Annotated in this window: 20 protein-coding genes, 1 tRNA gene and 1 pseudogene; 9 read left to right on the forward strand and 13 right to left on the reverse strand. The window is 65.0% G+C overall.

Annotation, left to right across the window (positions count from 1 at the left end; translation table 11 throughout):
* Positions 1-21: 21 nt before the first annotated feature.
* The 3 genes from LKE50_03180 to LKE50_03190 all read left to right on the forward strand — a co-directional run bounded on the left by LKE50_03180 (position 22) and on the right by LKE50_03190 (position 3,037).
* Positions 22-876 (forward strand): sugar ABC transporter permease, encoded by an 855-nt coding sequence (locus tag LKE50_03180; protein MCH3967615.1) that lies wholly within the window; start codon positions 22-24, stop codon positions 874-876.
* A gap of 41 nt (positions 877-917) precedes the next feature.
* Positions 918-1,757 (forward strand): carbohydrate ABC transporter permease, encoded by an 840-nt coding sequence (locus LKE50_03185; protein MCH3967616.1) that lies wholly within the window; start codon positions 918-920, stop codon positions 1,755-1,757.
* Positions 1,758-1,837: 80 nt separating this feature from the next.
* Positions 1,838-3,037, forward strand: coding sequence for an ABC transporter ATP-binding protein (locus tag LKE50_03190; protein ID MCH3967617.1), 1,200 nt, complete (start codon positions 1,838-1,840; stop codon positions 3,035-3,037).
* Between the two features lie 133 nt (positions 3,038-3,170).
* On the opposite strand, the gene LKE50_03195 is transcribed toward LKE50_03190, so the two are convergent.
* The 3 genes from LKE50_03195 to LKE50_03205 form a co-directional block, all read right to left on the reverse strand.
* Positions 3,171-3,890: a GntR family transcriptional regulator gene (locus LKE50_03195; protein MCH3967618.1), complete on the reverse strand. Its 720-nt coding sequence runs from the start codon at positions 3,888-3,890 to the stop codon at positions 3,171-3,173.
* A 174-nt stretch (positions 3,891-4,064) separates the two neighbouring features.
* Entirely contained in the window at positions 4,065-4,481 is a 417-nt protein-coding gene (locus LKE50_03200; GenBank protein ID MCH3967619.1) for a potassium channel family protein, read from the reverse strand.
* A 10-nt stretch (positions 4,482-4,491) separates the two neighbouring features.
* Positions 4,492-5,385, reverse strand: a complete 894-nt coding sequence (locus tag LKE50_03205; GenBank protein ID MCH3967620.1) for an ARMT1-like domain-containing protein — start codon at positions 5,383-5,385, stop codon at positions 4,492-4,494.
* 176 nt (positions 5,386-5,561) lie between these two features.
* Here LKE50_03205 and LKE50_03210 point away from each other — a divergent pair, with 176 nt between their 5' ends.
* The 4 genes from LKE50_03210 to LKE50_03225 all read left to right on the forward strand — a co-directional run bounded on the left by LKE50_03210 (position 5,562) and on the right by LKE50_03225 (position 13,679).
* A complete protein-coding gene (locus tag LKE50_03210; GenBank protein MCH3967621.1) occupies positions 5,562-5,990 on the forward strand; it encodes a peptidylprolyl isomerase in 429 nt (142 codons plus the stop codon).
* 244 nt (positions 5,991-6,234) lie between these two features.
* Entirely contained in the window at positions 6,235-10,371 is a 4,137-nt protein-coding gene (locus tag LKE50_03215; GenBank protein MCH3967622.1) for a hypothetical protein, read from the forward strand.
* A gap of 160 nt (positions 10,372-10,531) precedes the next feature.
* Entirely contained in the window at positions 10,532-12,226 is a 1,695-nt protein-coding gene (locus LKE50_03220; GenBank protein MCH3967623.1) for a DUF853 domain-containing protein, read from the forward strand.
* 235 nt (positions 12,227-12,461) lie between these two features.
* On the forward strand, positions 12,462-13,679 hold the full coding sequence (locus LKE50_03225; protein ID MCH3967624.1) for a Fic family protein: 1,218 nt from the start codon (positions 12,462-12,464) through the stop codon (positions 13,677-13,679).
* 148 nt (positions 13,680-13,827) lie between these two features.
* On the opposite strand, the gene gltA is transcribed toward LKE50_03225, so the two are convergent.
* The 9 genes and pseudogenes from gltA to galE form a co-directional block, all read right to left on the reverse strand.
* Positions 13,828-15,234, reverse strand: coding sequence for an NADPH-dependent glutamate synthase (gene gltA, locus LKE50_03230; GenBank protein ID MCH3967625.1), 1,407 nt, complete (start codon positions 15,232-15,234; stop codon positions 13,828-13,830).
* The gene (locus LKE50_03235) at positions 15,222-16,061 is read right to left on the reverse strand and encodes a sulfide/dihydroorotate dehydrogenase-like FAD/NAD-binding protein (protein MCH3967626.1); all 840 of its coding nucleotides are present in this window, start codon (positions 16,059-16,061) and stop codon (positions 15,222-15,224) included. The genes gltA and LKE50_03235 overlap by 13 nt, the downstream gene beginning before the upstream one ends.
* Positions 16,062-16,182: 121 nt before the next feature.
* On the reverse strand, positions 16,183-16,803 hold the full coding sequence (gene pth / locus LKE50_03240; GenBank protein MCH3967627.1) for an aminoacyl-tRNA hydrolase: 621 nt from the start codon (positions 16,801-16,803) through the stop codon (positions 16,183-16,185).
* A gap of 10 nt (positions 16,804-16,813) precedes the next feature.
* Positions 16,814-17,824, reverse strand: a complete 1,011-nt coding sequence (locus LKE50_03245) for a ribose-phosphate pyrophosphokinase (GenBank protein MCH3967628.1) — start codon at positions 17,822-17,824, stop codon at positions 16,814-16,816.
* Positions 17,824-19,222, reverse strand: a pseudogene (gene glmU, locus LKE50_03250) (bifunctional UDP-N-acetylglucosamine diphosphorylase/glucosamine-1-phosphate N-acetyltransferase GlmU). Before glmU ends, LKE50_03245 begins: the two are co-directional and overlap by 1 nt.
* 168 nt (positions 19,223-19,390) lie before the next feature.
* Positions 19,391-19,464 (reverse strand) — tRNA-Gln (locus LKE50_03255).
* A 57-nt stretch (positions 19,465-19,521) separates the two neighbouring features.
* Entirely contained in the window at positions 19,522-20,433 is a 912-nt protein-coding gene (locus LKE50_03260) for a peptidoglycan-binding protein (GenBank protein MCH3967629.1), read from the reverse strand.
* 33 nt (positions 20,434-20,466) lie between these two features.
* Positions 20,467-21,534, reverse strand: coding sequence for a polyprenyl synthetase family protein (locus LKE50_03265; GenBank protein MCH3967630.1), 1,068 nt, complete (start codon positions 21,532-21,534; stop codon positions 20,467-20,469).
* A gap of 1 nt (position 21,535) precedes the next feature.
* Positions 21,536-22,597 carry a UDP-glucose 4-epimerase GalE gene (galE, locus tag LKE50_03270; GenBank protein ID MCH3967631.1) on the reverse strand — a complete coding sequence of 354 codons (1,062 nt, stop codon included), beginning with the start codon at positions 22,595-22,597 and terminating at the stop codon, positions 21,536-21,538.
* Positions 22,598-22,895: 298 nt separating this feature from the next.
* Here galE and LKE50_03275 point away from each other — a divergent pair, with 298 nt between their 5' ends.
* Positions 22,896-24,491: an alpha-glucoside-specific PTS transporter subunit IIBC gene (locus tag LKE50_03275; GenBank protein MCH3967632.1), complete on the forward strand. Its 1,596-nt coding sequence runs from the start codon at positions 22,896-22,898 to the stop codon at positions 24,489-24,491.
* Between the two features lie 53 nt (positions 24,492-24,544).
* Positions 24,545-25,141, forward strand: coding sequence for a hypothetical protein (locus LKE50_03280; GenBank protein ID MCH3967633.1), 597 nt, complete (start codon positions 24,545-24,547; stop codon positions 25,139-25,141).
* Between the two features lie 19 nt (positions 25,142-25,160).
* Here LKE50_03280 and LKE50_03285 read toward each other — a convergent pair whose 3' ends face one another.
* The gene (locus tag LKE50_03285; protein MCH3967634.1) at positions 25,161-25,955 is read right to left on the reverse strand and encodes an energy-coupling factor transporter transmembrane protein EcfT; all 795 of its coding nucleotides are present in this window, start codon (positions 25,953-25,955) and stop codon (positions 25,161-25,163) included.

Consider the following 25,955-nt stretch of genomic DNA (forward strand, 5'->3'; position numbering starts at 1 on the left):
CTCCTTCCGGAAGGAGACCAAATGTCCAAGGTGCTGAAGAAATGGTGGCCGCTCTTCGTGCTTCCGACCGCCCTGTCGTTCGTCTTCGGGTTCGTGATTCCGTTCGTCCAGGGGACGTACCTCTCGTTCTGCCAGTTCAAGGTCATCAGCGACACGACGTTCGTGGGGCTGCGCAACTACGTTGACGCCCTCTCCGACTCGCAGTTCATGAGCTCGTTCGGCTTCACGGCGCTGTTCGCCGTGACGGTGACGGTGCTCGTGAACGTGTTCGCCCTCGCCATCGCGCTCGCCCTCACGCGCAACCGTCTCAGGGGAACGAACGCCTACCGCACGGTGTTCTTCATGCCCAACCTCATCGGTGGCATCGTGCTCGGCTACATCTGGCAGATCCTCATCAACTGCGTCCTGTCCAACGTGGGCGCGGACCTCCTCGCGCTCAACACGGTGGCCGGCTATTGGGGCCTCGTGCTGCTCACGCTCTGGCAGCAGGTCGGCTACATGATGATCATCTACATCGCTGGCCTGCAGTCGATCCCGACCGACTATATCGAGGCCGCAAAGGTGGATGGTGCCAACGCCTGGAAGACGCTCTGGAAGGTCAAGATCCCCAACCTGATGCCCACGATCACCATCTGCCTGTTCCTCACCATCACGAACGCCTTCAAGCTCTTCGACCAGAACCTCGCGCTCACGGGAGGTGACCCCAACCACTCCACCGAGATGCTGGCACTCAACATCTACAACACGTTCTACTCGCGCGTCGGGGCCAAGTGGATGGGCATCGGCCAGGCCAAGGCGGTCATCTTCTGCATCCTGGTCGTCGCGATCTCGCTCATCCAGCTCAGGGCGACGAAGTCCAAGGAGGTGCAGCAGTAATGGGAACCAAGAGGTCATCAGCTGTCGCGTCGGGCAAGGGCATCGGTCGCGAGAAGCTCACCAACCGCATCATCAGCATCTTCTTCGCGGTGCTCTCACTCGCCTGGATCTACCCCATGGTCATGATCTGCATCAACTCCTTCAAGCAGGAGTCGGCGATCAACACCAGCAGCGTGTTCGACCTGGTCACGGGGGACACCTTCGCGGGAGTCGCGAACTATATCACGGCACTCACCAAGCAGGGGTTCGCCTCGGCGTTCGGGTACTCGCTCGTCATCACGGTCACGTCGGTGGTGCTCATCCTCGTCTGCTGCTCGATGTGTGCCTGGTACGTCGTGCGCGTCAACAACCGCTTCTGCAAGGTGCTCTATCTCCTCTTCGTCTTCTCGATGGTCGTGCCCTTCCAGATGCTCATGTTCACGCTCTCCAACCTGGCTGACACGCTGGGGCTCAACACGCCCTTCAACATCTGCTTCATCTATCTGGGATTCGGTGCCGGGCTCGCGGTGTTCATGTTCTCGGGCTTCGTGAAGACCATTCCCACCGAGATCGAGGAGGCGGCCATGATCGACGGCTGCAGCCCGGTCCAGACGTTCTTCCATGTGGTCCTCCCCATCATGAAGCCGACGTACATCTCGGTGGGGATCCTCGAGACCATGTGGGTGTGGAACGACTACCTCCTGCCCTACCTCGTGCTCGACACCACCAAGTACAAGACGATCCCCATCCTCATCCAGTACTTCCGCGGTGGCTACGGCAGCGTGGAGCTGGGGCCGATGATGGCCTGCATCATGATGGTCATCATCCCGATCGTGGTCGTCTATCTCATCTGCCAGCGTTACATCATCAACGGTGTCGTCGCAGGTGCCGTCAAGGGCTGAGGGCCCGTACGGACAGGTCGTATCAGGGATCATGTAGCATCCATGCACGGGCATGCGATGCCTTACGGAAGGAACGCACAATGGCTGAGGTCGTGCTCAACAAGCTGAAGAAGGTCTATCCCAAGGAGACGGTCAAGAAGTCCCGTCGTCGCCGGAAGTCTGCCGACGAGCCCGAGAGGAAGAGCAACCTCCAGGTGACCGACGAGGGCGTGGTGGCGGTGCAGGACTTCAGCCTCACCGTCCATGACAAGGAGTTCGTCGTGCTCGTAGGTCCCTCGGGCTGCGGGAAGTCCACGACGCTGCGCATGGTGGCCGGCCTGGAGGACATCTCCTCCGGCGAGCTCACCATCGATGGCAAGGTGATGAACGACGTGGCGCCCAAGGACCGCGACATCGCCATGGTGTTCCAGAGCTATGCCCTGTACCCCAACATGACGGTCTACGAGAACATGGCCTTCACGCTGAAGCTCAAGAAGATCCCCGAGGCCGAGATAGACGCGAAGGTGCGGTCGGCGGCCGAGACCCTTGGCATCACCGACTACCTGGACCGCAGGCCCAAGGCCCTCTCGGGAGGCCAGCGCCAACGTGTGGCCATCGGTCGCGCCATCGTGCGTAACCCGAAGGTGTTCCTCATGGACGAGCCCCTCTCGAACCTCGATGCCAAGCTCAGGAACCAGATGCGCACCGAGCTCATCAAGCTCCGCCATGAGATCGACGGCACCTTCATCTACGTCACGCACGACCAGACGGAGGCCATGACGCTGGGCGACCGCATCGTCATCATGCGCGACGGGTTCATCCAGCAGATCGACACCCCCCAGGAGGTCTTCAACCATCCTGCGAACCTCTTCGTGGCCGGGTTCATCGGCGTTCCGCAGATGAACTTCTTCGACGCGGAGCTCGAGCACATGGACGGCAGCTATTCCCTCAGGACGGCGTTCGCCCAGGTCGATCTCGCCCCCGAGACATGCCGGAGGCTCGCGGCCACGGGTGCCGAGGGGGGCTCGGTCCGAGCGGGCGCGCGCCCCGAGCAGATCGAGCTCGCCCCGGCGAACGAGCCTGGCGCCCTGTGCGGCACCGTGGACGTCTCAGAGCTCATGGGCTCGACGGTCCACGTACATGTGGACGTGGCGGGCAACGACTTCGTCCTCGTCATCCCCACGGTCGACTTCGACCGCGATGCCGCCGGCTCGTTTGCCCGCGGCGACGAGATCTGGTTCAAGTTCGAGCCGGATGCCGTCCACCTCTTCGACCAACAGACCGAGAGGAACCTCATCTAGCAAGGCGCCTCCCAGTCCGTTCGTGACCTGTTCCCTTCGGCGCCCCCTCCTTCCGGAGCCGGTGGGATAGGCCGGCCCCCGTGCGAAACCTGTCTTCGCACGGGGGCCAACTTGTGCGTGGGTGTCTGCGGGCCTAGCGGTGCGAGACGGTACGGTAGCGGAAGGAGTCGGGATGGCTCCTCGTCTCCGTGTACTCGACCATGATGCCGTTCGTGTCGAAGGCGTTGTTGTCGAGGACGGCCACGCAGTTGTAGGAGCCGAGGTCGAGGTGGACCTTGTCGAGGTCGGTCGCAAGCTGCACCGTGATCGTCCGCTTGCTCGTGACGATGTGGGTGCCGAGGTCCTCCTCGAGGTAACGATAGATGGACTGGGAGGCGATCTGGGGCGTGAGGCCCGGGACGGTCGAGGCGAGGAAGTAGTTGAAGTCGATCTGCTTGCTCACGCCGTCGAGCTTGCGCACCCTGACCACGTGGACGAGCTTCGTGCCTGGCTCGAAGCCCGTGGTGCGTACGAGGTCGTCAGCGCAGGTGACGTTCTCGAACAGGATGACGTCGGTCGAGGGGACGCAGCCGTTGCTCCGCGCGTACTCCTCGAACGACTCGACCCCGATGAGCGAGCCGCGGGCGAGCTTGGCCACGGGCTGCCAGATCACGCGCACGCCCTTGCCGTGGAGGGGCTGCACGTAGGCCTCGTCGGCAAGCATCTGCAGGGAGCGCCTGAGGGTGTTGCGAGAGCAGGAGTAGGCGGCGACGAACTCCTTCTCGGTCGGAAGGAACGTCTGGTAGGCATAGGTGCCATCAAGAATCTTCCTCTTGATGTCGAGGTAGATGTCTCCAAATACGGCCTTTGGCATGACGGCCCCCAGACGGATGCTCGAGACGGTACCTCGAGGGACAAGACGTGCATACAACTACGGTAAAGTAATGTACCACAGCCCCATGGTGGGGTTGTGGCACAACCGTAGGTCGGGGACGTCGCATCGTCTGGCTGGGGTCATGCCGACGGGCCCCATGCATGTGGCAGATGCCTAGCGCATCGCCTTGACCTTCTCCGAGATCTCCACGAGCTCCTCGTGCGAGAGCTTGGGCAGGTTCTCGAGCTTGTCGAGGTACTCGGAGAGCGTCTCGCTCTGCTGGGCCTGTGCGACCTCGCTGTAGTAGTCGACGATGACGCCGGTGAGGATGGCGATCACGATGACCGCATAGAACGACAGCAGCACCGAGACGACCTTGGCCAGCAGCGACGTCACGCAGATGTCGCCAAAGCCCACCGTGGTCACCACGGCATAGCAGTACCAGAGGGCGTCACCATAGTTGGTGATGTCGGGCTCGAAGAGGTCTATGAGGAAGGCCGAGAAGAACACGAGGCCGATAAAGCCCCAGAGGATCTTGTCGGCGTGGGAACGCTTCAGGATCACGTTGAGCACATGCAGCGAATGAAGCATCTGTGCCTCCCTAGACGAGGACCTCGTGGTCGTTGCGCACGCAGACCAGGCTGGCCTGGGGCACGTCGCAGAGGCGCGCGATGCGGTCGCACTTGGCCATGAGCATGAAGAACACGTCGGCGCGGTCGATGTGGCAGAGGGTCTCGAGGTTGCCCTGTCCCTTGGCGATGACGACGTCGGCGTCGAAGATGGCATCGTGACAGGCCGCAGAGACGTGCGAGAGGGGCGTGCCGGCGGTGCGGGACGTGTCGCCGTTGGTGATGACGCGGGCGACCTCTCCCATCCCGGCCTGGTCCGCGTCGACCATGGTGACGTCATTCAGGATCGGGAGCGCCCGGACCACATACGTGATGTCGAGGGCGGGCACCTCCCGGTGGAACTCCTCGAGCAGCAGCTTGTCGAAGGCGACCTCGCCGCAGTTGTCCGCAAGGTAGACGAGGGAGTCGGCTGCGCGGACGGCCTCGACGAGGGCGGGGGTGTCATCGAGCTCGAACGAGAGGGACGGCGCGGAGCGCACCAGGTCGGCCACCTTCGCCTCGTCGAAGACGACGCCGGGCCCGAAGTCGATGAGGTTGCCGATGGCCGCGATGCGCAGGGCCATCTGGGCCGGGTCGTCGGCGCCTGAGACCAGGGACCGTGCCTCGTCATAGAGCGAGAGCGTGACCTCGTTGTAGTGGCGCTTCGTGTCGACATAGGGGTCGTCGGTCCCGAGGATGGGCGTGATGGCCTTCCAGATCTCACCCATCGACTCGGGGTTGTCCTCGTAGCGGTCGACGTCGTCATAGGAGGAGATGGCGTCCGTGGCGGCTGCCACGGCGGCGGCCTCCTGCTCGTCCGGGAGGTCGATGAAGGACGCGATGTTGTGGACGGCGCGGATGTTGCACCGCTTGCAGGCCTCGTTCACGGGAACTCCTCCGATGTGTCGTGTGTCGTCCGTGATTGTACCGCAGGTGGCTGGCCCGAGGCATAGGTTGGGCGGAGGAGGGTAGATAGCTAGCGTCGCGTCGGCACAAGGCAGGCGCAGCGCTCGCCCGGGGCATCCGCCCGTCAGGTGCGGGCCACCCCAAGACGGGAGCTCCCATGTCCAACCAAGGCAAGAAGGTCAAGGCCCACTACCGCGGGACGCTTGATGACGGCACGCAGTTCGACAGCTCGTACGACCGTGACGAGCCCATCGAGTTCACCTGCGGTGCCGGCCAGATGATCGCCGGCTTCGACGACGCCGTGGTCGACATGGAGGTGGGCGAGAAGAGGACCGTGCATCTCGAGCCTGCCGATGCCTACGGTGAGGTGCGCGAGGACCTCGTGGTGGAGTTCCCCATCGACCAGGTCCCCAATGCCGACGAGCTCACGAAGGGCGACCACGTCTATCTGCAGGGTCCTGGCGGTCAGCCCATCCCCGCCGCCATCGTGGAGGTCACGGACGACCATGTCACCGTCGATGCCAACCACGAGCTGGCCGGCAAGGCCTTGAACTTCGACATCGAGCTGGTCGAGGTCGAGGACTAGGGAACCGAAGGTTCCTCCTGTGCACACCCGCGTCGGCCGCCGGGGACGATCCCATCCTCGGCGGCCGAGCTGTGGAGATGCCGAATGTTGCTTGTGGGTGACCAGGTCTCCGAGGTGACAGGAACCGATTAGACTATTGCCATATCAGACCACGGGCCGTGGTGGATGCCATGGGATGGCACCGCTCGAGCGGCGACTTGGTCCACGTCCTGAGTGACATCAGGCGATACACGGAGGTACGAGGATGAGGGCACCAAGACTACCCAAGGCCGTCTGGATTCTGATGGCGATGGCCATGCTGGTGGCGCTCTCGCTGCCGTCCGTCGCGATGGCGGGTGACCCCTCGTCGACCGTCGCGGATGGCTCCTCCTTGACGACGGCCTCCTCCGCGAGCGCCGTGACGGTGGACGATAAGCTAGTCCAAACATCGGACTATTCGGCAGACGGAAGACTGGCCACTGCGACCCATGAGGTCACCCTTACCAACACGTCCGATGTGGATGTTGCCGACTATAAGCTTTACGACACACTGGTCAACGGCACCTATTTAGGTAATAGCATCGCGGTCGTTTACCCCACTGATGCCACGGTGACCTATGCCACCGCCGGGCCTGCCACGACGGGCACCTTCACGGTGGACAACATCTCCGCGAAGGGCACCGTCACCTTCACCTACCAGGCAAGGATCGACGTCTCGGCGCTCGGCGCATCCAACCAGCTCAAGCCTGCGGACTCCACGTGGAACCTCACCAACACCCGCGTGACCGGCAACAGGGAGACCGCTGCTGATACGAGCTCGCTCAATGTGGGCGATGACGCATGGTATCTGGTCGAGATCGACAACAGCGAGGGCACACAGGCCGTCTCTGTCGCCGACGCCACGCTGACCGACACGTTCTCCAACCTCACCTACCTGGGCGCGGGCACGGTGAGCAGTGGTAGCGTGAGTACCGATGGTTCCACCGTCACCTTCACCCCGGCTGCCGACGTGGCCGCAGGCGACAAGGTCCAGATCTGGCTCCATTACGCCGTGGCTTCCTCGGCGACCGACGCCTCGGGTGGTACCGCTTCCTCGCCTGCTGACATGGTGGAGAGCACGGTGGCGACCAACGGCCGCGCCACTACGACCGACACCCCGGTCGTGACCGTGGCGCTTGCCAAGACCCTCGACACTGTCGCCTACAACAACGACGGCAGCGCGACCCTCTCCTACACGCTCACGCTCAAGAACACGTCCGAGTCCATCGCGACAAACTACCAGGTTGCCGACACCATGAGCAGCGGCTCGATCAACGACGACTACACGGCCAGTGATGGCACCCAGAGCATCACGGGGCAAGTCGGTTTGGATGGCAGCGTGTTCACCATCGCCACGATAGCCCCTACCACCGGCACCGTGAGCATCTCCTACCGGGTCACCGTGCCTGCGGCCGACATGGGCAAGCAGATCTCCAACCAGGCGAAGCCCGCTGACGCGACCTGGAACCTCTCCAGGTCCCGTGTGGCTGGCGAAGACTCCGAGACGAGCATCGACGACAGCTCGCTGTCCGTGGGCGATGACGTGTGGTATCTCGTGGAGGTCGACAACACCGCGGGCGCACAGTCCGTCTCGGTTGCCGACGCTACCGTGACCAGCACGTTCTCTGGCCTCACCTACCAGGGTGCGAGCACGAGTGATGGTACGGTCGAGTCTGATGGCAATGGGAACCTGACCTTCACGCCAGGCGCCGACGTGGCCGCTGGTTCCAAGGCCCGAGCCTGGCTCCACTTCACGGTGAGCAACGCCGCCACCGTAGTCTGCACCTCCTCTACCAACTCGCACGCATCCGTGACCGAGCAGTCGACGGTGAAGGTCGACGCTGCCAAGGACATCAGCAGCGTGACCTACGACTCGGACGGCACTGCTGCCGTGGCGTATACGGTGACGCTCACGAACGAGTCCGACGTGCCGGCCGACGGCTACCGGCTTGCCGATGCGCTGACGGGCGGCACCGTGGACGAGAACAGCTGGTCCGTCACGGGTACGGACAACACCGTGACCTACGAGAGTGACGTCTTCACCATCGGCACCATTCCTGCCCAGTCCAGCGTCACCCTCACCTATACGGCCACCATGGGGAACTCCTCCGACCTCGGGGTCACCGATGTCAACGAGGCCAAGTCCGCTGGGTCCGCATGGGACCTCACCGATACACGCGTGACCGGCGATGGCTCCGAGACGAACGCGAACGACACCATCTGCGTGGGCGAGGACGTGTGGTACCTCATCACAGTCGACAATACCGAGGGCACCGAGAACATCTCCGCCGCCGACGCTACCGTGACCGATGCCTTCGCCAACCTCACCTACGTGGGCGCGGGCACCGCGACCCAAGGCAGCGTCAGCGACAATGGCACGACCGTCACCTTCGCACCCGGCGAGGTGGCCGCTGGCAGCAAGGCCCAGGTCTGGCTCCACTTCTACGTGGCGAGGTCTGCCACCCATAGCTCCGAGGCCGCCTACAATCCCAAGCTTGCAGGCGTCTTCGTGAACACTGCCAAGGCCGATGGCCACGCAGCGGCCACGAACGACCCCGTGGCGCACGTGGACTCCAAGAAGGAGGCCACCAAGGTCACCTACAACACGGATGGTACGGCCACCGTGGACTACAAGGTCACCCTCACCAACGCCCGCAATGGTGTGGTCAATGACTACGCGTTCGTCGATGGGCCCGCCAACGCCAGCATCGATGTCACGAGCATCAAGGGCGCGACGTTCGACAACGGCGACTTCGTCGTGGACCAGATCGCTGCAAGGGCGACGCAGGTCGTGACCTATACGGCTACCATCCCTACCTCCGAGCTCAACGCGACCAACCTGGTGAGCCGCCTCGGCTCCATGTGGAGCCTCGATGCGACCCGTGTGGGCTCCGATGGCGCGACCTCCGAGGCCACCGGCGTGCTCTTCTCGGGAGACACCGTCTGGTACCTCGTTGAGGTCGATAACACCGCTGACACCACCGACACCGATGTCATCTCTGCCGCCGATGCCGCGGTGACCGACACCTTCTCCAACCTCACCTATGTCGGCTCCGGCCAGGTCAAGGTGGTCGACCAGAACGGCGACGACGTCTCGGGGGCCACGCTTGGCACCGTGACGTCGAGCGGCACCTCGACGGTCACCTTCGCGCCCGGCGAGGTCGCTGCGGGCACCAAGGCCCAGGTATGGTTGCAGTTCGCCGTGGCCGGCAGTGCCACCGACAGCACGGATGCCAGCTATCAGTCTGGCCTTGCCGGTACGGTGGCCGACACCGCCAGCGCCAGCGGTACCAGCATCGTCGTGACCTCCCCGGTCGCAACGGTCAACGTAGACAAGGACGTGCAGAAGGTCTCTTACGGCGCGGACGGCACGACGGCCACCACGACCTACAAGGTGACCCTCACCAATGCGTCCGATGTCAGCGTGAGTGACTACCAGCTCTCTGATGCCCTCACCAATGGCACATACGTCGACGGGAGCATCGCTGGCATCGTCGCGAGCGACGGCAGCACGCCTGCCGTGAGACATGCTGGCACCACGTCTGCCAGTGGCGCCTTCACGGTGAGCGACCTCCCTGCCGGCAGCACGGTGACCTTCACCTACCAGGTGGCCGTTCCCCAGTCGGCCCAAGCCGGCTCCAGCGAGGACAAGCCTGCTGGCTCCGCATGGGACCTCACCTTGGCACGCGTGGCCGGCAGCGGCTCGGCGGCCGTGGCTACGGGCACGCCCCGCACGGGTGATGACGTGTGGTATCTCGTATCGGTCGATAACGCCAAGGGCACGCAGGCCGTCTCGGTCGCCGACGCCACCGTGTGCGACACCTTCACGAACCTCACCTATGTGGGAGCGTCCACGACGGACGGCAGCGTCACCACTGACGGTGCCAGCGCTGCGGCTGCCACGACCGTGACCTTCACGCCTGCGACCGAGGTCGCTGCCGGTGGTACCGCTCGGGCCTGGCTCCACTTCACCGTGAACGCGAATGCCACCGATGCCACGACGCCACTCCAGAGCACCATTATCAACAAGGCCTCCGCCGGCTCTCATGTCACGACGGTGAACGAGCTGGTGAAGAAGGCCATCAGCCCCACCACGCCCGAGCCCACCACGCCCGAGCCCACCACGCCCGAGCCCACCACGACCGAGCCCACCACGCCCGAGCCTGCAACGACGGGGGCCGCAACGACGGGGGCCGCAACGACATCGGATACCGTCACTCCTGATGTCTCCGCAACTGCCACGACGGCGACTCCCCAGACGGGTGACACGACGTCTGCGGGGCTGCCCGCCCTTCTTGTTGCCTCCGCCCTCCTCCTTGCGACCTCCTGGCTCCTTCGGAAGGGGACGAGGCGAGATAGGTAGGGTCTGGCAGCCCGGTCTGGTCGTCGGCCCCTGCCTTCGGGCTCAGGCGAAAACATCGACCTTCTCCCGATATGTGGGTCCTTCTTCCTTGGCAAGCGGTATCTTGTAGCTGTGATCCTGCGGATATGGCTCGGGGCCTTGCCCCGGATCGGAGGTCTCCTTGTTCTCTGACGGCAAGCTCGTCATAGCCCACGCCGATGCCGACCTGTGCCTCCTTCCGGCCATGTGTAACCGACACGGCCTCATCGCGGGTGCCACGGGCACGGGCAAGACGGTCACGCTCAAGACCATCGCCTCGAGCCTTTCCGATGCCGGCGTCCCATGCTTCCTTGCCGATGTGAAGGGTGACGTCTCCGGTGTGGCCGTGGCAGGCGAGCCCACTGACAAGCTCGCGGCTCGCCTCCATGCCCTCGGCATCGATGACATGGACTTCCATGCGTGTCCCACACGCTTCTGGGATGTCTATGGCGAGGGGGGCACCCCGGTGCGGGCCACCGTGTCGCAGATGGGCTCGGCATGCATGGCCCGTATCCTCGACCTCACCGACGTGCAGACCGGGGTCCTCTCGATCGTCTTCCATGTGGCTGCCGACCAGGGCCTTGCGCTCATAGACCTCAAGGACCTGCGCGCCATGGTGGCGAGCGTGGGACAGAACGCGGCGACGTACCGTACGACCTATGGGAACGTCTCCACGGCAAGCATCGGTGCCATACAGCGCTCGCTCCTCTCGCTCGAGGACGCAGGCGGCGACGTCTTCTTCGGGGAGCCAGCGCTCGACATCAATGACTGGTTGGCCACCGATGACGCCGGCCATGGCTACCTCAACGTGCTCGACTGCACGAGGCTCGTCCAGTCGCCCCTGCTCTACTCCACGTTCCTCCTCTGGATGCTGACCTCGCTCTATGAGACGCTTCCCGAGGTGGGGGACCAGGAGAGGCCCAAGGTCTGCTTCTTCTTCGACGAGGCCCATCTCCTGTTCGACGACGCCTCCAAGGCGCTCGTGCAGAAGGTCGAGCAGGTGGTCCGTCTCATCCGTTCCAAGGGCGTGGGCGTCTTCTTCATCACGCAGGTTCCCTCCGACATCCCTGACCCGGTGCTCGCCCAGCTGGGCAACAGGGTGCAGCACGCCCTTCGCGCGTACACGCCGTCGGACCAGAGGGCGGTCCGCGCGGCGGCTGACAGCTTCAGGGCCAACCCGGCCTTCGACACGGCCGAGGCCATCGGTGAGCTGGCGACGGGGGAGGCCCTCGTGAGCCTCCTCGATGCCGACGGCAAGCCAGGTGTGGTGGAGCGTGCGAAGGTCATCGCCCCCTGCTGCTCGATGGGGGCATGTGCCGATGACGTCCGCGAGAAGGTCCGCTCCGCGGACACGCTCGCTCCCAAGTACCTTGCCGAGGTCGACCGTCCGAGTGCCTATGAGAGCCTCTCGGGCCAGCCGACCACACAGCCACAGACAGGCCAGACGGCCGAGACAGCTCCCGTCGCCGACGGGACCGATCCTCAAGGGGGAACCATCATGGACGACCAGACACAACCTGTACCCGCAGCACCTGCGTCCGCACCCGCAGCGGCGGCAGCAGCTCCGAGTGCAAAGGAGCAGGCCGAGATCGCAAAGGCCCAGGCCGAGGCTGCAAAGGCCCAGGCAGAGGCAGAGATCGCCCAGGCCAAGGCCGAGAAGGCGAAGGCTGATGCTGAGGCGGCCGAGGCACGCGCCGACAAGGCCAAGCAGAGTGCGTCCGTCCATCAGAAGTCGGATGCCGAGAAGCTCGCCGGCTCCGTCGCCACCTCGATGAGCCGCAGCATCGGCACGAGCGTCGCCCGTGGCCTCATGGATGCCATCAAGAAGAGCATCTAGGCACCGCTTATGGGGGCGTCATCGGCGGAGAGGGTTCTATAGGGCTTCGGTGCTCGGACGGTTTTGTCGTATTTGTACAAACAGGAGAAAATTATAGATAAGAATGACATGAATCTTGTCTAATTGATACTATCAGGCGAATCATATCAACAAGAAGTGGCCTGCGCCACTCGTCTTGCTATCTGTCGTCTGGAGTCGGGCCATGCCAACCGTGCCGCTTTCGAAGCTGTTCCATATGGATTCCTCGCCCGAGCGCTTCTCGACGAGCAGGGAGCGTGCCAAGCAGCGGCTTGAAGCCGACTCGACCTTCCGCACCGGCATCATGACCCCCTCTGGGGAACTCTTCCTGGCGGTGCCTCGGGAGCTGTCCCTTCTCAACGAGAAGGTCCTTCGCCTCGAGCGTAAGGTGTCGGGTACCATGCGGAGCCTCCCTCCTGTTGCCCGGGGAGCACTCGTGAGGGGGCTCGTCATGGACGAGGTCGTCTGCACCAACGACCTTGAGGGAATCCACAGCACGCGCAAGCAGATACACGACCTCCTGGATGCCGAGCTTCCTGACGACCCCCTTAGGGCAAAGAGGTTCAGGGAGCTCGCCAAGATGTACCTCGAGCTCAGCAACCAAGACAAGACGTTCCCCCTGACTCCCATGGACATTCGCGCCATATATGACAAGCTCATGCAGGGTGAGCCGCTGTCTGATGCGAGCAAGCCCGATGGCAAGGTCTTCAGAAGGGGCGAGGTCGAGATAATCGGCAGCGGGTCGAAGGTCCTTCATCAGGGACTGTATCCGGAGAGCAGGATCATCGAGGTGATGGGCCTCATGCTCGACCTTGCCAACTCCGATGAGGTCCCCAACACATATAGCGCGATCATGGCGCACTATGTCTTCGAGTACGCTCACCCGTTCTATGACGGGAACGGCCGGACGGGGAGGTATCTGCTCGCCCTCTTCCTAACGAGGCCGCTCTCGGTGGTGACCGCGTTGTCCGTCTCCCGCGTGATCGCAGAGAACAGGGACGCCTACTACAAGTCGTTCAGGCTTGTCGAGGACCCTCTCGACCATGGCGAGCTGACGTTCTTCGTGATGAACATTCTCGAGGACGTGAGGATGGCCCAGAGCGAGATCGTCGAGGACCTCGAGGAGAAGGTCAATCGGCTCGACGATGTCCTCGAGAGACTCGAGGCCCTCAGCGAGGGGGAGGGCCTCGCCAAGAGCGAGAAGGATGCCATCTTCATGCTCGTGCAACTCGATCTGTTCGCGACGTTCCCTGAGGCATCCACCTCCGAGGTGGCGAGTCATCTCGGGCTGGGAACGCAGCAGACGAGGAAGCACCTCAAGGCCCTGGAGGGGCGCGGGCTCATCAGGACGATATCCAAGAGGCCCCTTCGCTTCATCCTGACGGATACGGCTCGGGAGCACTTCGGTCTCGGGGAGACCCATCAAGATGGCTGACAACAGCTCTGTCAGGCGCGGGACCTGATATGGTCCGTGGCCTCATGGAAGCCATCAAGAAGAGCATCTAGGGTCGGTCCCCTGTTTGCCGAAGAGGGCCCGCCTCCCTTGGGGGAGACGGGCCCTCTCATATTCGTGCGTGGTGGTGCTACTCGCCCAGCAGGGCCTTCTCGATGGAGGCAGCGGCCTTCTTGCCGGCACCCATGGCCAGGATGACGGTGGCCGAGCCGGTCACGATGTCGCCGCCGGCCCAGATCTTGGGGTTGGACGTGCGACCGTCCTCGTCGGTGTCGATGTAGCCCCACTTGTTGGTCTCGACGTCGCCGATCATCTTGGCGAACGGGTTGGCGTTCGTGCCGATGGCGGTGACGACCACGTCGCAGTCGATCTCGAAGTCCGAGCCCTCGATGGGCTTGGGGCGACGACGGCCGGACTCGTCGGGCTCGCCGAGCTCCATGCGCTCGAGCTCGACCTTGGCCACGTTGCCGTCCTCGTCGGCCTCGAAGGCCAGCGGGCTCACGAGTGGGAGGATCTCGACGCCCTCCTGCTTGGCGTGGTGAAGCTCCGCGCGCCTCGCGGGCATCTCCTCCTCGCCACGGCGATAGGCGAGCGTGACCTTGTCGGCACCCAGGCGCAGGGCCGTACGGGCGGAGTCCATGGCCACGTTGCCGCCACCGAAGACGACGACATGCTTGCCGTGCTTGGTGGGCGTGTCGAACTTGGGGAAGCGGTTGGCCTTCATGAGGTTGACGCGCGTGAGGTACTCGTTGGCGCAGAACACGCCAGGGAGGTTCTCGCCGGGCACGTTGAGGAACTTGGGAAGGCCGGCACCCACGGCGACGTAGATGGCCTCGAAGCCCTCGTCGAAGAGGTCCTGGGCGTTGAAGAGGCGCCCGACCACGGAGTCGTACTCGAAGTTGACGCCCATGAGCTCCAGGCCGTCGATCTCGCGCTTGACGATGGCCTTGGGAAGACGGAACTCGGGGATGCCGTAGGTGAGCACGCCGCCGCCGGTGAAGAAGGCCTCGAACACGGTGACGTCGAAGCACTGGGATGCGAGCTGGCCGGCGCAGGCGAGGCCGGAGGGGCCGGAGCCCACGACGGCGACCTTGTGCGTGTTCTTGTGGCGACAGACCGGGTCGGTCGCCTGGTCGCGGGCGTTGTCGCCGAGGTAGCGCTCGAGCTGGCCGATGGCCACCGGCTCACCCTTCTTGCCGAGGATGCACTTGCCCTCGCACTGGTTCTCCTGCGGGCAGACGCGGCCGCAGATCGAGGGGAGCATGCTGGCCTCGCGGATGATGTCGAGGCCCTGGCCGCACTTCTCGTCGCGGATCTTCTCGATGAAGCCCGGGATGTTGATGCCGACGGGGCAGCCCGTCACGCAGAGGGGCTTCTTGCAGTCGAGGCAACGGTTGGCCTCGGCGATGGCGTCGTCACGGGTGAAGCCGGTGTCGACCGGACGGAAGTCCTTGGCGCGCTCGGAGGCAGGCTCCTCGCGGGCAGGCGTGCGCGGGGCACCGATGTTGGGCTTGTACTTTCCGTCTACCTGTGGCATGGGCACGTCTCCTCCTCATAGGCCTTGAGGGCCTGACCCTCTTCTGTGCGATATGACGCCTGGCGGGCGCGAAGGTCGTTCCAGTCGACCTTGGTGGCATCGAAGTCAGGGCCGTCGACGCAGGCGAACTTGGTCTTGCCGTCGACCTCGACGCGGCAGCAGCCGCACATGCCCGTGCCGTCGACCATGATGGGGTTGAGGCTCGCGGTGATGGGCACGTCGTACTTCTCGCAGGTCATGGCTGAGAACTTCATCATCGGCACGGGGCCGACGGCGAAGACGTGGTCGAGCTCCTTGGCCTCGCACATGCGCTCGAGCGGGAGCGTGACGACGCCCTTCTCGCCGGCGGTGCCGTCATCGGTGGTGATGTAGAGGTGCTCGAGGGGAAGCTGCTCGAACTGCTCGGTGAGCAGGAGCAGGTCCTTGGTGCGGGCGCCCATGATGACGTTGACCTTGTGGCCGGTCTCGCAGAGCATGCGGGCCACGGGGTAGGCGATGGCGAGTCCCACGCCGCCTCCGATGACGGCCCAGGTGCCCTCCTCCATCTCGGTGGGGTTGCCCAGCGGGCCGGTGATGTCGGCGAGCGAGTCGCCGGCCTCGTAGGTGGCGAGCATCTTGGTGGTCTTGCCGATCACCATGAAGATGAACTCAATCCAGCCCTCGTCAGCGTTCCAGTTGGCAAAGGTGAAGGGCACGCGCTCGCCGCGGTCGTCCGCACGAACCATGAGGAACTGCCCGGCCTGTGCCTTCTTGGCCATCTGCGGTGCCTCCACGCGGAACTTGAACACCTTCTCCGAGTACTGCTCCTTATCGAGGATCTTGAACATGCACGAACTCCTCTCGTAGTTGCCTGCTGCGCATCGCTCCCCTCGGTCCTAGGAGGACCTTGCGAGCGACCACGGTCTTACCTACCCATTTTGCTACAGCGCACGCGAAATGTTCCTCCATTTAGGCGTGCGTGTTGAACTTGTCCCTGGTCGGTATGACACCATCGTTCACACACGATTCCACGACATCCGCTGCGGTGGTGACCATGGCCGCGAAGTCGTCGGCGAAGCTGCCCTTGAGGGTGCGCAGGACGTAGTCGGCTGGGTCCATCCTTCCGGGCGGACGGCCGATGCCGCAGCGTACGCGAGAGAAATCGCGACTCGTGAGCTTGTCGATGATGGAGCGCAGCCCGTTGTGGCCCCCATGTCCGCCGCCGAACTTCACGCGCACGTCCCCGGCTGGGATGTCAAGGTCGTCATGGACCACGAGGATGTTCCGCGCTGCGATGCCATGGGCGCTCGCGAGCTTTGCCACCGGTCCGCCCGAGCAGTTCATGTAGGTCTGGGGCTTGGCGAGAAGGACCTCGTGGCCCGAGATGGTCGTGGAGGCCACGTCGGCGCCCTCCTCGCTCTTCCAGTAGGTGGCACCATGACGGCGGGCGAGCTCGTCGATGGTGGCGAAGCCGGCGTTGTGGCGGGTCCCGGCATACTCGGCCCCAGGGTTGCCAAGGCCGAAGACGACGAGGACCTCGCCAGGCGTCGCCTGACGAGGTCCTCCGTTGCCCGCATGGTTGTGAGACATCGAGCCGTTCCTACAGCGTGAGGTCCGCACCGAACTGGCGAGAGACGCTCGTCTCGGTGAAGACGTGATAGATGGCCTCGGCAAGCTCGTTGGCCACCGAGATGTAGTGGATGTGCTCGCAGGCGTGTGCGGCGTCGCAGGGCACGGAGTCGGTGACGGCGCACTCCTTGATGGGGGCATCCGCGAGGCGCTCGATGGCGGGGCCCGAGAAGATGCCGTGCGTGGCACCCACGTAGATGTCACCGGCGCCCTTGGCCTTGAGCTCCTTGACGGATCCGCAGAGGGTGCCCGCGGTGTCGATCATGTCATCGTTGATGATGCAGGTCTTGCCATCGATGTCTCCGATGACGGCCATGACCTCGGCCATGTTGTGCTTGGGACGGCCCTTGTGGGCGATGGCCAGCGAGCAGCCCAGCATGTCGGAGAGCTTCTTGGCGGCCTTGGCACGGCCCACGTCGGGGGAGACGACGACGGTGTTGTCCCAGTCGAGGTCCTTCTCCTTGTAGTACTCCGCGAAGAGCGAGAGCGCCGTGAGGTGGTTCACGGGGATGTCGAAGAAGCCCTGGATCTGGCCCTGGTGCAGGTCGAGCGTGATCACGCGGTCGCAGCCGGCGGTCTCGAGGAGGTTGGCCACGAGACGTGCCGTGATGGGCTCGCGGGGAGCGGCCTTGCGGTCCTGGCGGGCATAGGCATAGTGGGGGAGGACCGCCGTGAAGGTGCGGCAGCTCGCGCGCTTGGCGGCGTCGCAGGCGATGAGCACCTCCATGAGCATGTCGTTGACGTTGCCGGCGACCGACTGGATGAAGAAGACGTCGCTGCCACGCACGGACTCGTCATAGCGTGCGTAGATCTCGCCGTTCGCGAACTTCTCGAGGGTGAGCCCCTGCAGCTCCACATGGAGGATTTCTGCGATGGCCTCGGCCAGCGCAGGGTTGCTCGTGCCCGTGTAGAGCTTGAGGTTCTTCCTGACGGGGGTGAGCTCGTCGAGGTCCTCGAGGTTCTTGAAGTGTGCCTCTGCCATTACCGCTGCCCTTCCTTTTCCTGCTCGAGACGCTTCCTTCGGACTGGTGCATAGCCTTCGACCATCTTCTGCTCGCTGCGCTCGAGGGCGAGCGCGTCGGCAGGGACGTCCTTCGTGATGCAGCTGCTGGCGCCTACGAGTGCGCCGGCACCGATGTTGACGGGGGCCACCATCATGGTGTCGGAGCCGACGAAGACGTCGTCGCCGATGGTGGTGTGGTTCTTGTTGATGCCGTCATAGTTGCAGGTGATGGAGCCGGCGCCGATGTTGACGCCCGACCCCATGGTGGTGTCGCCGATGTAGGAGAGGTGCGGCACCTTGGAGCCGACGCCGATGGTGGAGTTCTTGATCTCCACATGGGTGCCTGCCTTCGAGTCGTCGAGGAGGTGCGCCCCGGGACGCAGGTAGGCACGAGGCCCGCAGGTGACATGGTTCTCGAGGGTCGCCGAGATGGCGACCGTCTCGTCCACGACACAGCCGTCGCCCACGCGGGTGTCGGTCAGGCGTGTGTTGGGACCCACGGTGCAGTCGGAGCCGATGTGGGTGTCGCCGGCAAGGAAGGTGAGGGGGAGCAGCGTCGTGTCCTGGCCCACGGTGACGTCAGGACCCACCCAGACGAGCGAGGGGTCGAGCATGGTGACGCCCTCGTCCATGAGGCTCGCGTTGATGCGGCCCTGCATGATGCGCGTGGCATCCGCGAGCTGCGAGCGAGAGTTCACGCCGAGCATCTCGGTGTCGTCGTCGACGTGGACGGAGCAGACCGTGCGGCCCGCCTTGCGGAGGATCTCGATCATGTCGGTGAGGTAGTACTCACCCTGCGCGTTGTCGCGGCCGATCTCACCGATGTGAGCCGTGAGCTGCGACGCATCGAAGGCATAGACGCCCGAGTTGCACTCCGTGAGGCTGGTGCGCTGCTCAGGGCGTGCAGTCCTTGTCCTCGATGATGGCGGTGACCTGGCCGCCGTCGAGCTTGATGCGCCCGTATCCGGAGGGGTCGGAAGGACTCATGGTGAGCACTGCCGCGGCGGTGTCACCGGTGGTGACGCGGTCGGCCAGCGCCTTGATGGTGGAGGCGCGCACGAGCGGGGTGTCCCCGTACATGACGACGACGGTGCCCGTGAGGGTGCCGACCGAATCGAGGGCACAGCGCACGGCATGTCCCGTGCCCAGGCGCTCGGCCTGCTCGACGCACTCGACGCCTGTGGCGGAGAGCGTGTCCCGGACCTCTTCGGAGTCATTGCCCACGACCACGACGACCCGGTCGCAGCCGGCGTCCTTGGCGGCACGGACCGCCCAGCTGACGAGCGGCTTCCCGAGCATCTCGTGCAGGACCTTGGCACGGCGCGACTTCATGCGCGTGCCCTCTCCGGCAGCAAGGACGATGGCGGTGGTTGGCATGTGGTGGGGCCTCCTGGTTGGGCATGACACAGCTGTCCCATCATACCGCAGGGCATGGGACGTTCCACGCACGCAAAGGGGGCTTGCAGGAAACCTACGCACGGACGGCAGGCTCGTCGTGACCTGCATGCACGAGGCCCCCATGGTCGGGGGCCTCGTATGACGCATTGGCTGGGGCAGAGGGATTCGAACCCCCGTTCCAGGCACCAAAAACCCGTGTCCTGCCGCTGGACGATGCCCCATCTCCGGAGGCTGGCTCCGCTCGAACAGTGTATCAGGTATGGGCCCTGATGCGGCTCCTACGCAGAGAAGGCGGTGCAGATCGCGTCGAGCAGCATGACGGCCAGCGTCTGTGCGTCGGCGGTGGTGAAGGTGCCGTCGCAGGCGTCACCGCAGGGGAGCTGGATGCGCACCGTGGGGGGACGCATCGTGGTGCTGCCGCAGGCGGTCCGGATGCGCATGGGCAGCTCGCTCATCTCTCCCATGACGACGTTGGCGACCTTCTCGCCGTCGTCCGGGGCCTTGCATGCGAGCACGAGGACGGCGTTGTCGGTCGGGTCGCCCTCGGAGGCAGACTCGACCAGCCTGATGCCCGAGGCATCGGCCGTGGCCGTCGCGAGGTTCCAGATCCTGCCGGCGACGTTCCTCGAGATGGGGTCGCAGGCGGTGATGGAGAGGCTCACGCCCTCGAGCACGCGGGCCGCGCGGGCGAAGCCCATGGGACCCATGGGGTGCGGCCCTGCGGCCGGCTTTCCGGCCCAGACGTGGTGCAGGCGCTCGATGGCGTCGAAGGTGTCCTGGAAGGCCATGCCGTCGGCAAAGACGCCCACGTTCTCCTGGAACTGCTTCACGGCGGCCTCGGTGTGCACACCGTAGCAGCCGTCGGTCTCGCCGCACGAGAAGCCCAGGATGTTGAGGCAGGTCTGCAGGGACCGCACGTCATTGCCATGGAAGTTGGGGAGACGCAGGTACAGGGTCCTATCGCCCATCTCGTAGGTCTCGTCCACAAGGGCTGCCCAGGTCTGGGAGTCCATGTCGGTGCCGAGGGCGAGGTTGTGGTCGACCCTGAAGCGGGCCACCGCCTGTGCCGTCGCATGCCCGAAGGCATGCGCGTCGCGCTCGTCGGCCGGTACGTCATATCCCAGGTGCGCGAGGCGGTCCTGTATGTCCTCGACGGCGGCGCCGCTCATGCCCTCGACGATAGGTTCCATGGTTCGTGTTCTCCCTTGCCGGTGGTCGGGCGCTCAGGCGCCGCGTGCCACGAAGAAGTCTGCCATCGATGCGAGCGTGGCCATGTAGCCGGCCGTGAGGCTGCTGCCTGCGAGGGTCCGCTTGGCCCTGTCGACCAGCTCGAGCGCGTGCGTCCGTGCCTGGTCGACCGCTCCACAAGCCTCCATGATATCAACCGCCCGGGCGAGCTGGTCCGTGCCCGTCTCATGAGCAGAGAGAATCCGCACGAGCTCGTCCGCCTCCGGGGCGGGGGCGGATGCGAGCGCGAGCACGGCGACGAGGGTCCGCTTGCCCTCCGTGATGTCACCGCGGAAGTCCTTGCCTTGGGCCTCTGCGTCGCCGACGAGGTTGAGGAGGTCGTCCTGCAGCTGGAAGGCGAGCCCGCAGTCGAGGCCGAACGACCGGAGCGCCTCGACGTCCGTCTCGTCCGCCCCGCCGATGATGGCGCCGATCGCCAGGGGCGACGCCGCCGAGTAGTGCGCCGTCTTGAGCGTCGCCATGGCGAGGTAGTCCGCGGCGGTGACGTCCCATCGTCCGTCACGGGCCCAGCCGAGGTCGAGCGCCTGGCCCTCCATCGTGCGGCGGCACATGGCATAGAGCTCCGAGAGGACGCGGCAGCGCACGTCCACGGCAAGCGTCGTGTCGTCGGCCACGAGTCCCAAGGTGGTGGCCAGGCCCAGGTCACCGCAGTTGGTGGCCAAGCCTATACCCTCCGTGAGGTGGAGGCATGGCTCGCCGCGACGTGTCGTGCCCTCGTCCGCTATGTCGTCGTGGATGAGGGCTGCGCCCTGGAAGTGCTCGATGGCAGCGGCTGCGCTCATCGCGTCGGCCGCGTGCCCGCCCGTGGCCTCGCAGGCCAGCAGGCAGATGAGTGGCCTCACCCGCTTGCCCGCGTTGGACGTGTAGCGGGTGAGCGGCCCATAGAGGTAGCGCGCAAGGTCAGGCCTCACGGAAGCGGGTGAGGCCTGGTCACGCGTGGGGTCATAGGGTTCGAGCAGGTAGCTGTCGAGATCATGGGCATGCCGGGAGAGGAACTCCCTGAAGCGCGCCCCGCCGTCGCCTTCCTGGGAGGGACGCCCCATGCTACTCGGCCGTCGCGTAGCCGTCGGGGTTCTTCTGCTGCCAGTTCCAGGAGTCCCGGCACATGTCATCGATGTCATACCGCGCATGCCAGCCCATCTCGCGGGCCGCCTTGTCGCAGTTGCCGTAGTTCTCGGCGATGTCGCCTGCGCGGCGCGGCTCGATCTTGTAGGGGAGGTCCTTGCCGCATGCCTTGGAGAAGGCCTTGATGACCTCGAGCACGGAGGACCCCTTGCCGGTGCCCAGGTTGAAGATCTCGACACCAGCCTTGCCGTTCATCCAGGCGAGCGCGGCCACATGGCCGCTTGCGAGGTCCATCACGTGGATGTAGTCGCGCACGCCGGTGCCGTCGGGGGTGGGGTAGTCGTCACCATAGACGCGGACGTACTCGCGCTTGCCGATGGCGACCTGGGCCACGTAGGGCACGAGGTTGTTGGGGATGCCCTTGGGGTCCTCGCCCATGAGGCCGCTCTCGTGTGCGCCGATGGGGTTGAAGTAGCGGAGGAGGACGACGTCCCACTCGGGGTCAGCCGTGTACAGGTCGGTCAGGATCTGCTCGATCATCCACTTGGTCCAGCCATAGGGGTTGGTGGCCGGCTTCTTGGGGCTCTCCTCGGTCAGCGGCAGGCTGTCGGGGTCGCCGTAGACGGTCGACGAGCTCGAGAAGATGATCGACTTGCAGCCGTGCTCGCGCATCACGTCCACGAGCGTGAGGGTGTTGCCCAGGTTGTTGGCGTAGTACTCGATGGGCTTGGTGACCGACTCGCCCACGGCCTTGAAGCCGGCGAAGTGGATGACGCGGTCTATCGCGTTCTCGGAGAAGACCTCCTCGAGCTTCGCGCGGTCGTTGACGTCAGCCTGGTAGAACGTGAGGTTCTTGGCGGCCTCGGGACCGACGATCTGCTTGATGCGGTCGACGGCCTTCTCCGAGGAGTTGGAGAGGTCGTCGACGATGACGGCGTGATATCCGTTCTGGAGAAGCTCGACCACGGTGTGGCTTCCGATGAAGCCGGCGCCGCCGGTGACGAGGACGCAGGTGTCTTCAGATGTCTTGGCCTGGGCCATGATGGTTCCTCTCGACGTTGGTATCGCGAACCGCCGTGCGGGCGGTGATGTGCCGAAGCACCAGAGAGTATATCTTCTCGGCCATGCGCATGGGATGGAGGGACGTCGCGCCTGCCGGCAGGTGTCGACCGTTCGCGTCCGCCGACCGCCCGTTCCTCCCATGGCCCCCAATGGTCACAGCAATCATGCTAAGCTGTTTGAACAAGTTGGGACGGCCTGTGGTGGGCGGCAGGGGCACCTGGGCGCATGCACGTCCCAGGCGACGCGGCCATCGAGCTGACGGGGAGAAGCGCCTGCGATGATGCAGAGGATTCAGAGGTTCGGCGGCGCCATGTTCACCCCCGTGCTGCTCTTCGCGTTCGCGGGGATGGTCGTGGGCATCGGCACCCTCTTCACCACGGAGACGATCTTCGGTGACCTGGCCGCCAAGGGGACCGTCTGGTATGACTGCTGGAGCGTCGTGCTCGCGGGCGGATGGACGGTCTTCAACCAGATTCCCCTGCTGTTCGCCGTATCGCTGCCCATAGGGCTTGCCACCAAGCAGAACGCGCGATGCTGCATGGAGGTGCTCGTCGCCTACCTCACGTTCAACTACTTCGTGAACGCCATCCTCACCGCCTGGGGACCCCAGCTCGGCGTCGACTTCTCTGCCGAGGTCGGTAACGCCTCGGGCCTTGCCAGCATCGCCGGCATCAAGACGCTCGACATGGGCATGATCGGGGCGCTCGCCATCTCGGGTGTCGTCATCTGGCTGCACGACCGCCTCTTCGACACGGAGCTCCCGGAGTGGCTGGGGGTCTTCTCGGGCTCGACCTTCGTGTACATGGTCTCGTTCGTGGTGATGATCCCGCTCGCCGTGCTCGCCTGCCTGCTCTGGCCCAAGGTGCAGGTGGGGATGCATGTGTTCCAGGGGTTCATCATGACCTCTGGGGCGCTGGGCGTCTGGGTCTTCGTCTTCCTCGAGAGGATCCTCATTCCCTTCGGGCTCCATCACCTGCTCTACGCGCCGTTCTACTATGACAACGTGGTCGTCGATGGAGGCATCTACGCGGCCTTCGCCAAGCAGCTGCCACAGATCGCGGCCTCGACGGACTCGCTCAAGGACCTGGCTCCCTATGCCTCCTATACGGCTACCGGATGGTCGAAGGTCTTCGGATGCCCCGGCATCGCGCTCGCCTTCTATGCCACCGCCAGGCCCGAGCGGCGTAAGGAGCTCCTTGCCCTGCTCATCCCCATCACGGTCACGGCCGTCCTATGCGGCGTGACCGAGCCCATCGAGTTCACGTTCCTCTTCGTGGCGCCGCCGCTGTTCCTGGTGCATGCGCTGTTGGCAGCGACCCTGTCCATGGTGCTCAACCTCCTGGGCGTGGTGGGGGTCTTCTCGGGCGGGCTCATCGAGATGGCCTCGCTCAACCTCATCCCACTGGCGGCCAGCCATGGGAGCACCTATCTCGTGGCCTTGGGGGTCGGCCTCTGCTTCACGGCCATCTACTTCGTGGTCTTCCGCTTCCTCATCATCCGCTTCGACTTCAGGACGCCCGGGCGCGAGGATGACGAGGAGCAGGTCGAGTTCAAGAGCCGGAAGCAGGTCATGGAGGCACGAGCCCGTGAGGCGACAGGTGCCTCGGACGGTGGGCTGCCCGAGGACAGGTGGACTGCCGTCGCACGTGCCTCCCTCGGGCTGCTTGGCGGTGCAGACAACATCGTCGACGTGAGCAACTGTGCCACCCGCCTTCGGGTGAGCGTGGTCGACGAGGCCCTGGTGGGCTCGGACGAGGACTTCAAGGCAGCGGGTGCCCTCGGGTGTGCGAAGAGCGGCCGTTCGGTCCAGGTGATCATCGGGCTGTCGGTGGTCCAGGTGCGCGAGCGCTTCGAGGCACTGCTCGGCAGGTAGCCGCTACAATCTTCCACGACGGAGGTCGTCGGCCTGACGGGAGGGGATCGGGTTTGGCACGGAACTCGAAGCGGGCCCGCGATGCCCGGCGTGGCACGAGGGCGGACTCGGACGAGGGGACCCCTCGTCCTCCCGCATCCCAGGCGCCCGAGCCTTCCCGTGGGCTCGACCGGCTCTTCCTGGTCCTTGAGGTCCTTCTCTGCATCGTGCCGTTCGTCGCGACGGGAATCGTCATGTCCGGTGCCTCGGCCGCAGGCCAGGACCTCTCCGAATACCTGCGTGATGACGGCGTGGTCCTCGTCGAGTTCATCGCTGCCATGGCCCAGGTGCTCGTGGCATGGGTCCTGCGCATCGTGCACGACCATCACGCGTGCGGGGATGGTGGATATGCGCTGGCCAACGCGATCGGGCTCGTCTGCGGCGAGTTGCTGCTCCAGAACCTCGTCGGGGCGATCGGGTGCGGCCTTGTCCTATGGCGTCTCTGGCGACATGACGCGGCGGCGCTCGCCCCCTGGGCGCGTGCGCGCGGGGTGGGAGGCGTGCTCGCGGATGTGTCGGGTGCCATCGTGCTGGTCTGCCTGGGCGGCATCTGCACCTTCGCCCTGGCGAGGCTCTCGGCCCAGGGGCTGATACCCGCTGGGCTGCTCTAGGACGTATCTTCCCTAAGGCCTATCCCAGGAAGAGGAGGATGGCGAGGTAGCCTGCGGCGAGGGCTGCGAAGGCACCGTCACGCGGGTGCAGGCGCAGCTCGTGATAGTGGGTGCGCGCCGCGCCGCCCTCGTAGCAGCGGGCGTCGAGGGCGCGCGAGAGACCGTTCGCATGTCGTATGGCGCCGGCGAGCAGGGGCACCATGAGGGCCATGGCCGCACGTGCGCGTTCCATGGGACGCCCCGTCTCGAGCGTGCCGCCGCGTGCGGCCTGGGCCTGGCGGATGTCGGCCGCCTCGTCGGAGAGCGTCGGCACGAAGCGCAGGGCGAGCGACATGACCATGGCGACCTCATGCACCGGTAGCCCCAGGTGGGACAGGGGCGAGAGCAGGGACTCGAAGGCGTCGGCGAGTGCCGTGGGGGTGGTGGTGACCATGAGGGTCGCGCCCATGACCACGAGCAGGCCGAAGCGGCACGAGTAGAGCACGGCCGCCCAGACGCCACCGGTCGTGAGACGAACGGGACCCAGGGTCGCGACCACGTCTCCCGTCTGCACGAAGAGGAGGTTGAAGAGGCCGACCACCAGGAGGAACACGAGGATCCCCCCAACCGACGAGAGCACGCGGCCTGGTCGCACCCCGCAGGCGAGCACGAGGCATGCGGTGAGGGCGGCGGCAAGCGCCAGCTGGGCCGGCGTTCCCACGAGCATGCTCGAGACCATGAGCACAAGCATCACGAGCGCCTTGCACCGTGGGTCGAGCCGGTGGAGGGGCGAGTCGCCGGGGACGTAGCTCCCCATGCCGATGCGTGCGGACAT

It is taken from the genome of Atopobiaceae bacterium (assembly GCA_022483015.1).
In the GTDB taxonomy this organism is placed as follows: domain Bacteria; phylum Actinomycetota; class Coriobacteriia; order Coriobacteriales; family Atopobiaceae; genus JALCUE01.

Coding starts and splice junctions, on each gene's coding strand:
- LKE50_03285 (MCH3967634.1), bottom strand. CDS start 25,955: ATGTCCGCACGCATCGGCATGGGGAGCTACGTCCCCGGCGACTCGCCC.
- LKE50_03200 (MCH3967619.1), bottom strand. CDS start 4,481: ATGCTTCATTCGCTGCATGTGCTCAACGTGATCCTGAAGCGTTCCCAC.
- LKE50_03275 (MCH3967632.1), top strand. CDS start 22,896: ATGATGCAGAGGATTCAGAGGTTCGGCGGCGCCATGTTCACCCCCGTG.
- pth (MCH3967627.1), bottom strand. CDS start 16,803: ATGTCTCACAACCATGCGGGCAACGGAGGACCTCGTCAGGCGACGCCT.
- LKE50_03225 (MCH3967624.1), top strand. CDS start 12,462: ATGGATTCCTCGCCCGAGCGCTTCTCGACGAGCAGGGAGCGTGCCAAG.
- LKE50_03180 (MCH3967615.1), top strand. CDS start 22: ATGTCCAAGGTGCTGAAGAAATGGTGGCCGCTCTTCGTGCTTCCGACC.
- galE (MCH3967631.1), bottom strand. CDS start 22,597: ATGGCCCAGGCCAAGACATCTGAAGACACCTGCGTCCTCGTCACCGGC.
- LKE50_03235 (MCH3967626.1), bottom strand. CDS start 16,061: ATGTTCAAGATCCTCGATAAGGAGCAGTACTCGGAGAAGGTGTTCAAG.
- LKE50_03215 (MCH3967622.1), top strand. CDS start 6,235: ATGAGGGCACCAAGACTACCCAAGGCCGTCTGGATTCTGATGGCGATG.
- LKE50_03260 (MCH3967629.1), bottom strand. CDS start 20,433: ATGGAACCTATCGTCGAGGGCATGAGCGGCGCCGCCGTCGAGGACATA.
- gltA (MCH3967625.1), bottom strand. CDS start 15,234: ATGCCACAGGTAGACGGAAAGTACAAGCCCAACATCGGTGCCCCGCGC.
- LKE50_03265 (MCH3967630.1), bottom strand. CDS start 21,534: ATGGGGCGTCCCTCCCAGGAAGGCGACGGCGGGGCGCGCTTCAGGGAG.
- LKE50_03190 (MCH3967617.1), top strand. CDS start 1,838: ATGGCTGAGGTCGTGCTCAACAAGCTGAAGAAGGTCTATCCCAAGGAG.
- LKE50_03195 (MCH3967618.1), bottom strand. CDS start 3,890: ATGCCAAAGGCCGTATTTGGAGACATCTACCTCGACATCAAGAGGAAG.
- LKE50_03210 (MCH3967621.1), top strand. CDS start 5,562: ATGTCCAACCAAGGCAAGAAGGTCAAGGCCCACTACCGCGGGACGCTT.
- LKE50_03245 (MCH3967628.1), bottom strand. CDS start 17,824: ATGGCAGAGGCACACTTCAAGAACCTCGAGGACCTCGACGAGCTCACC.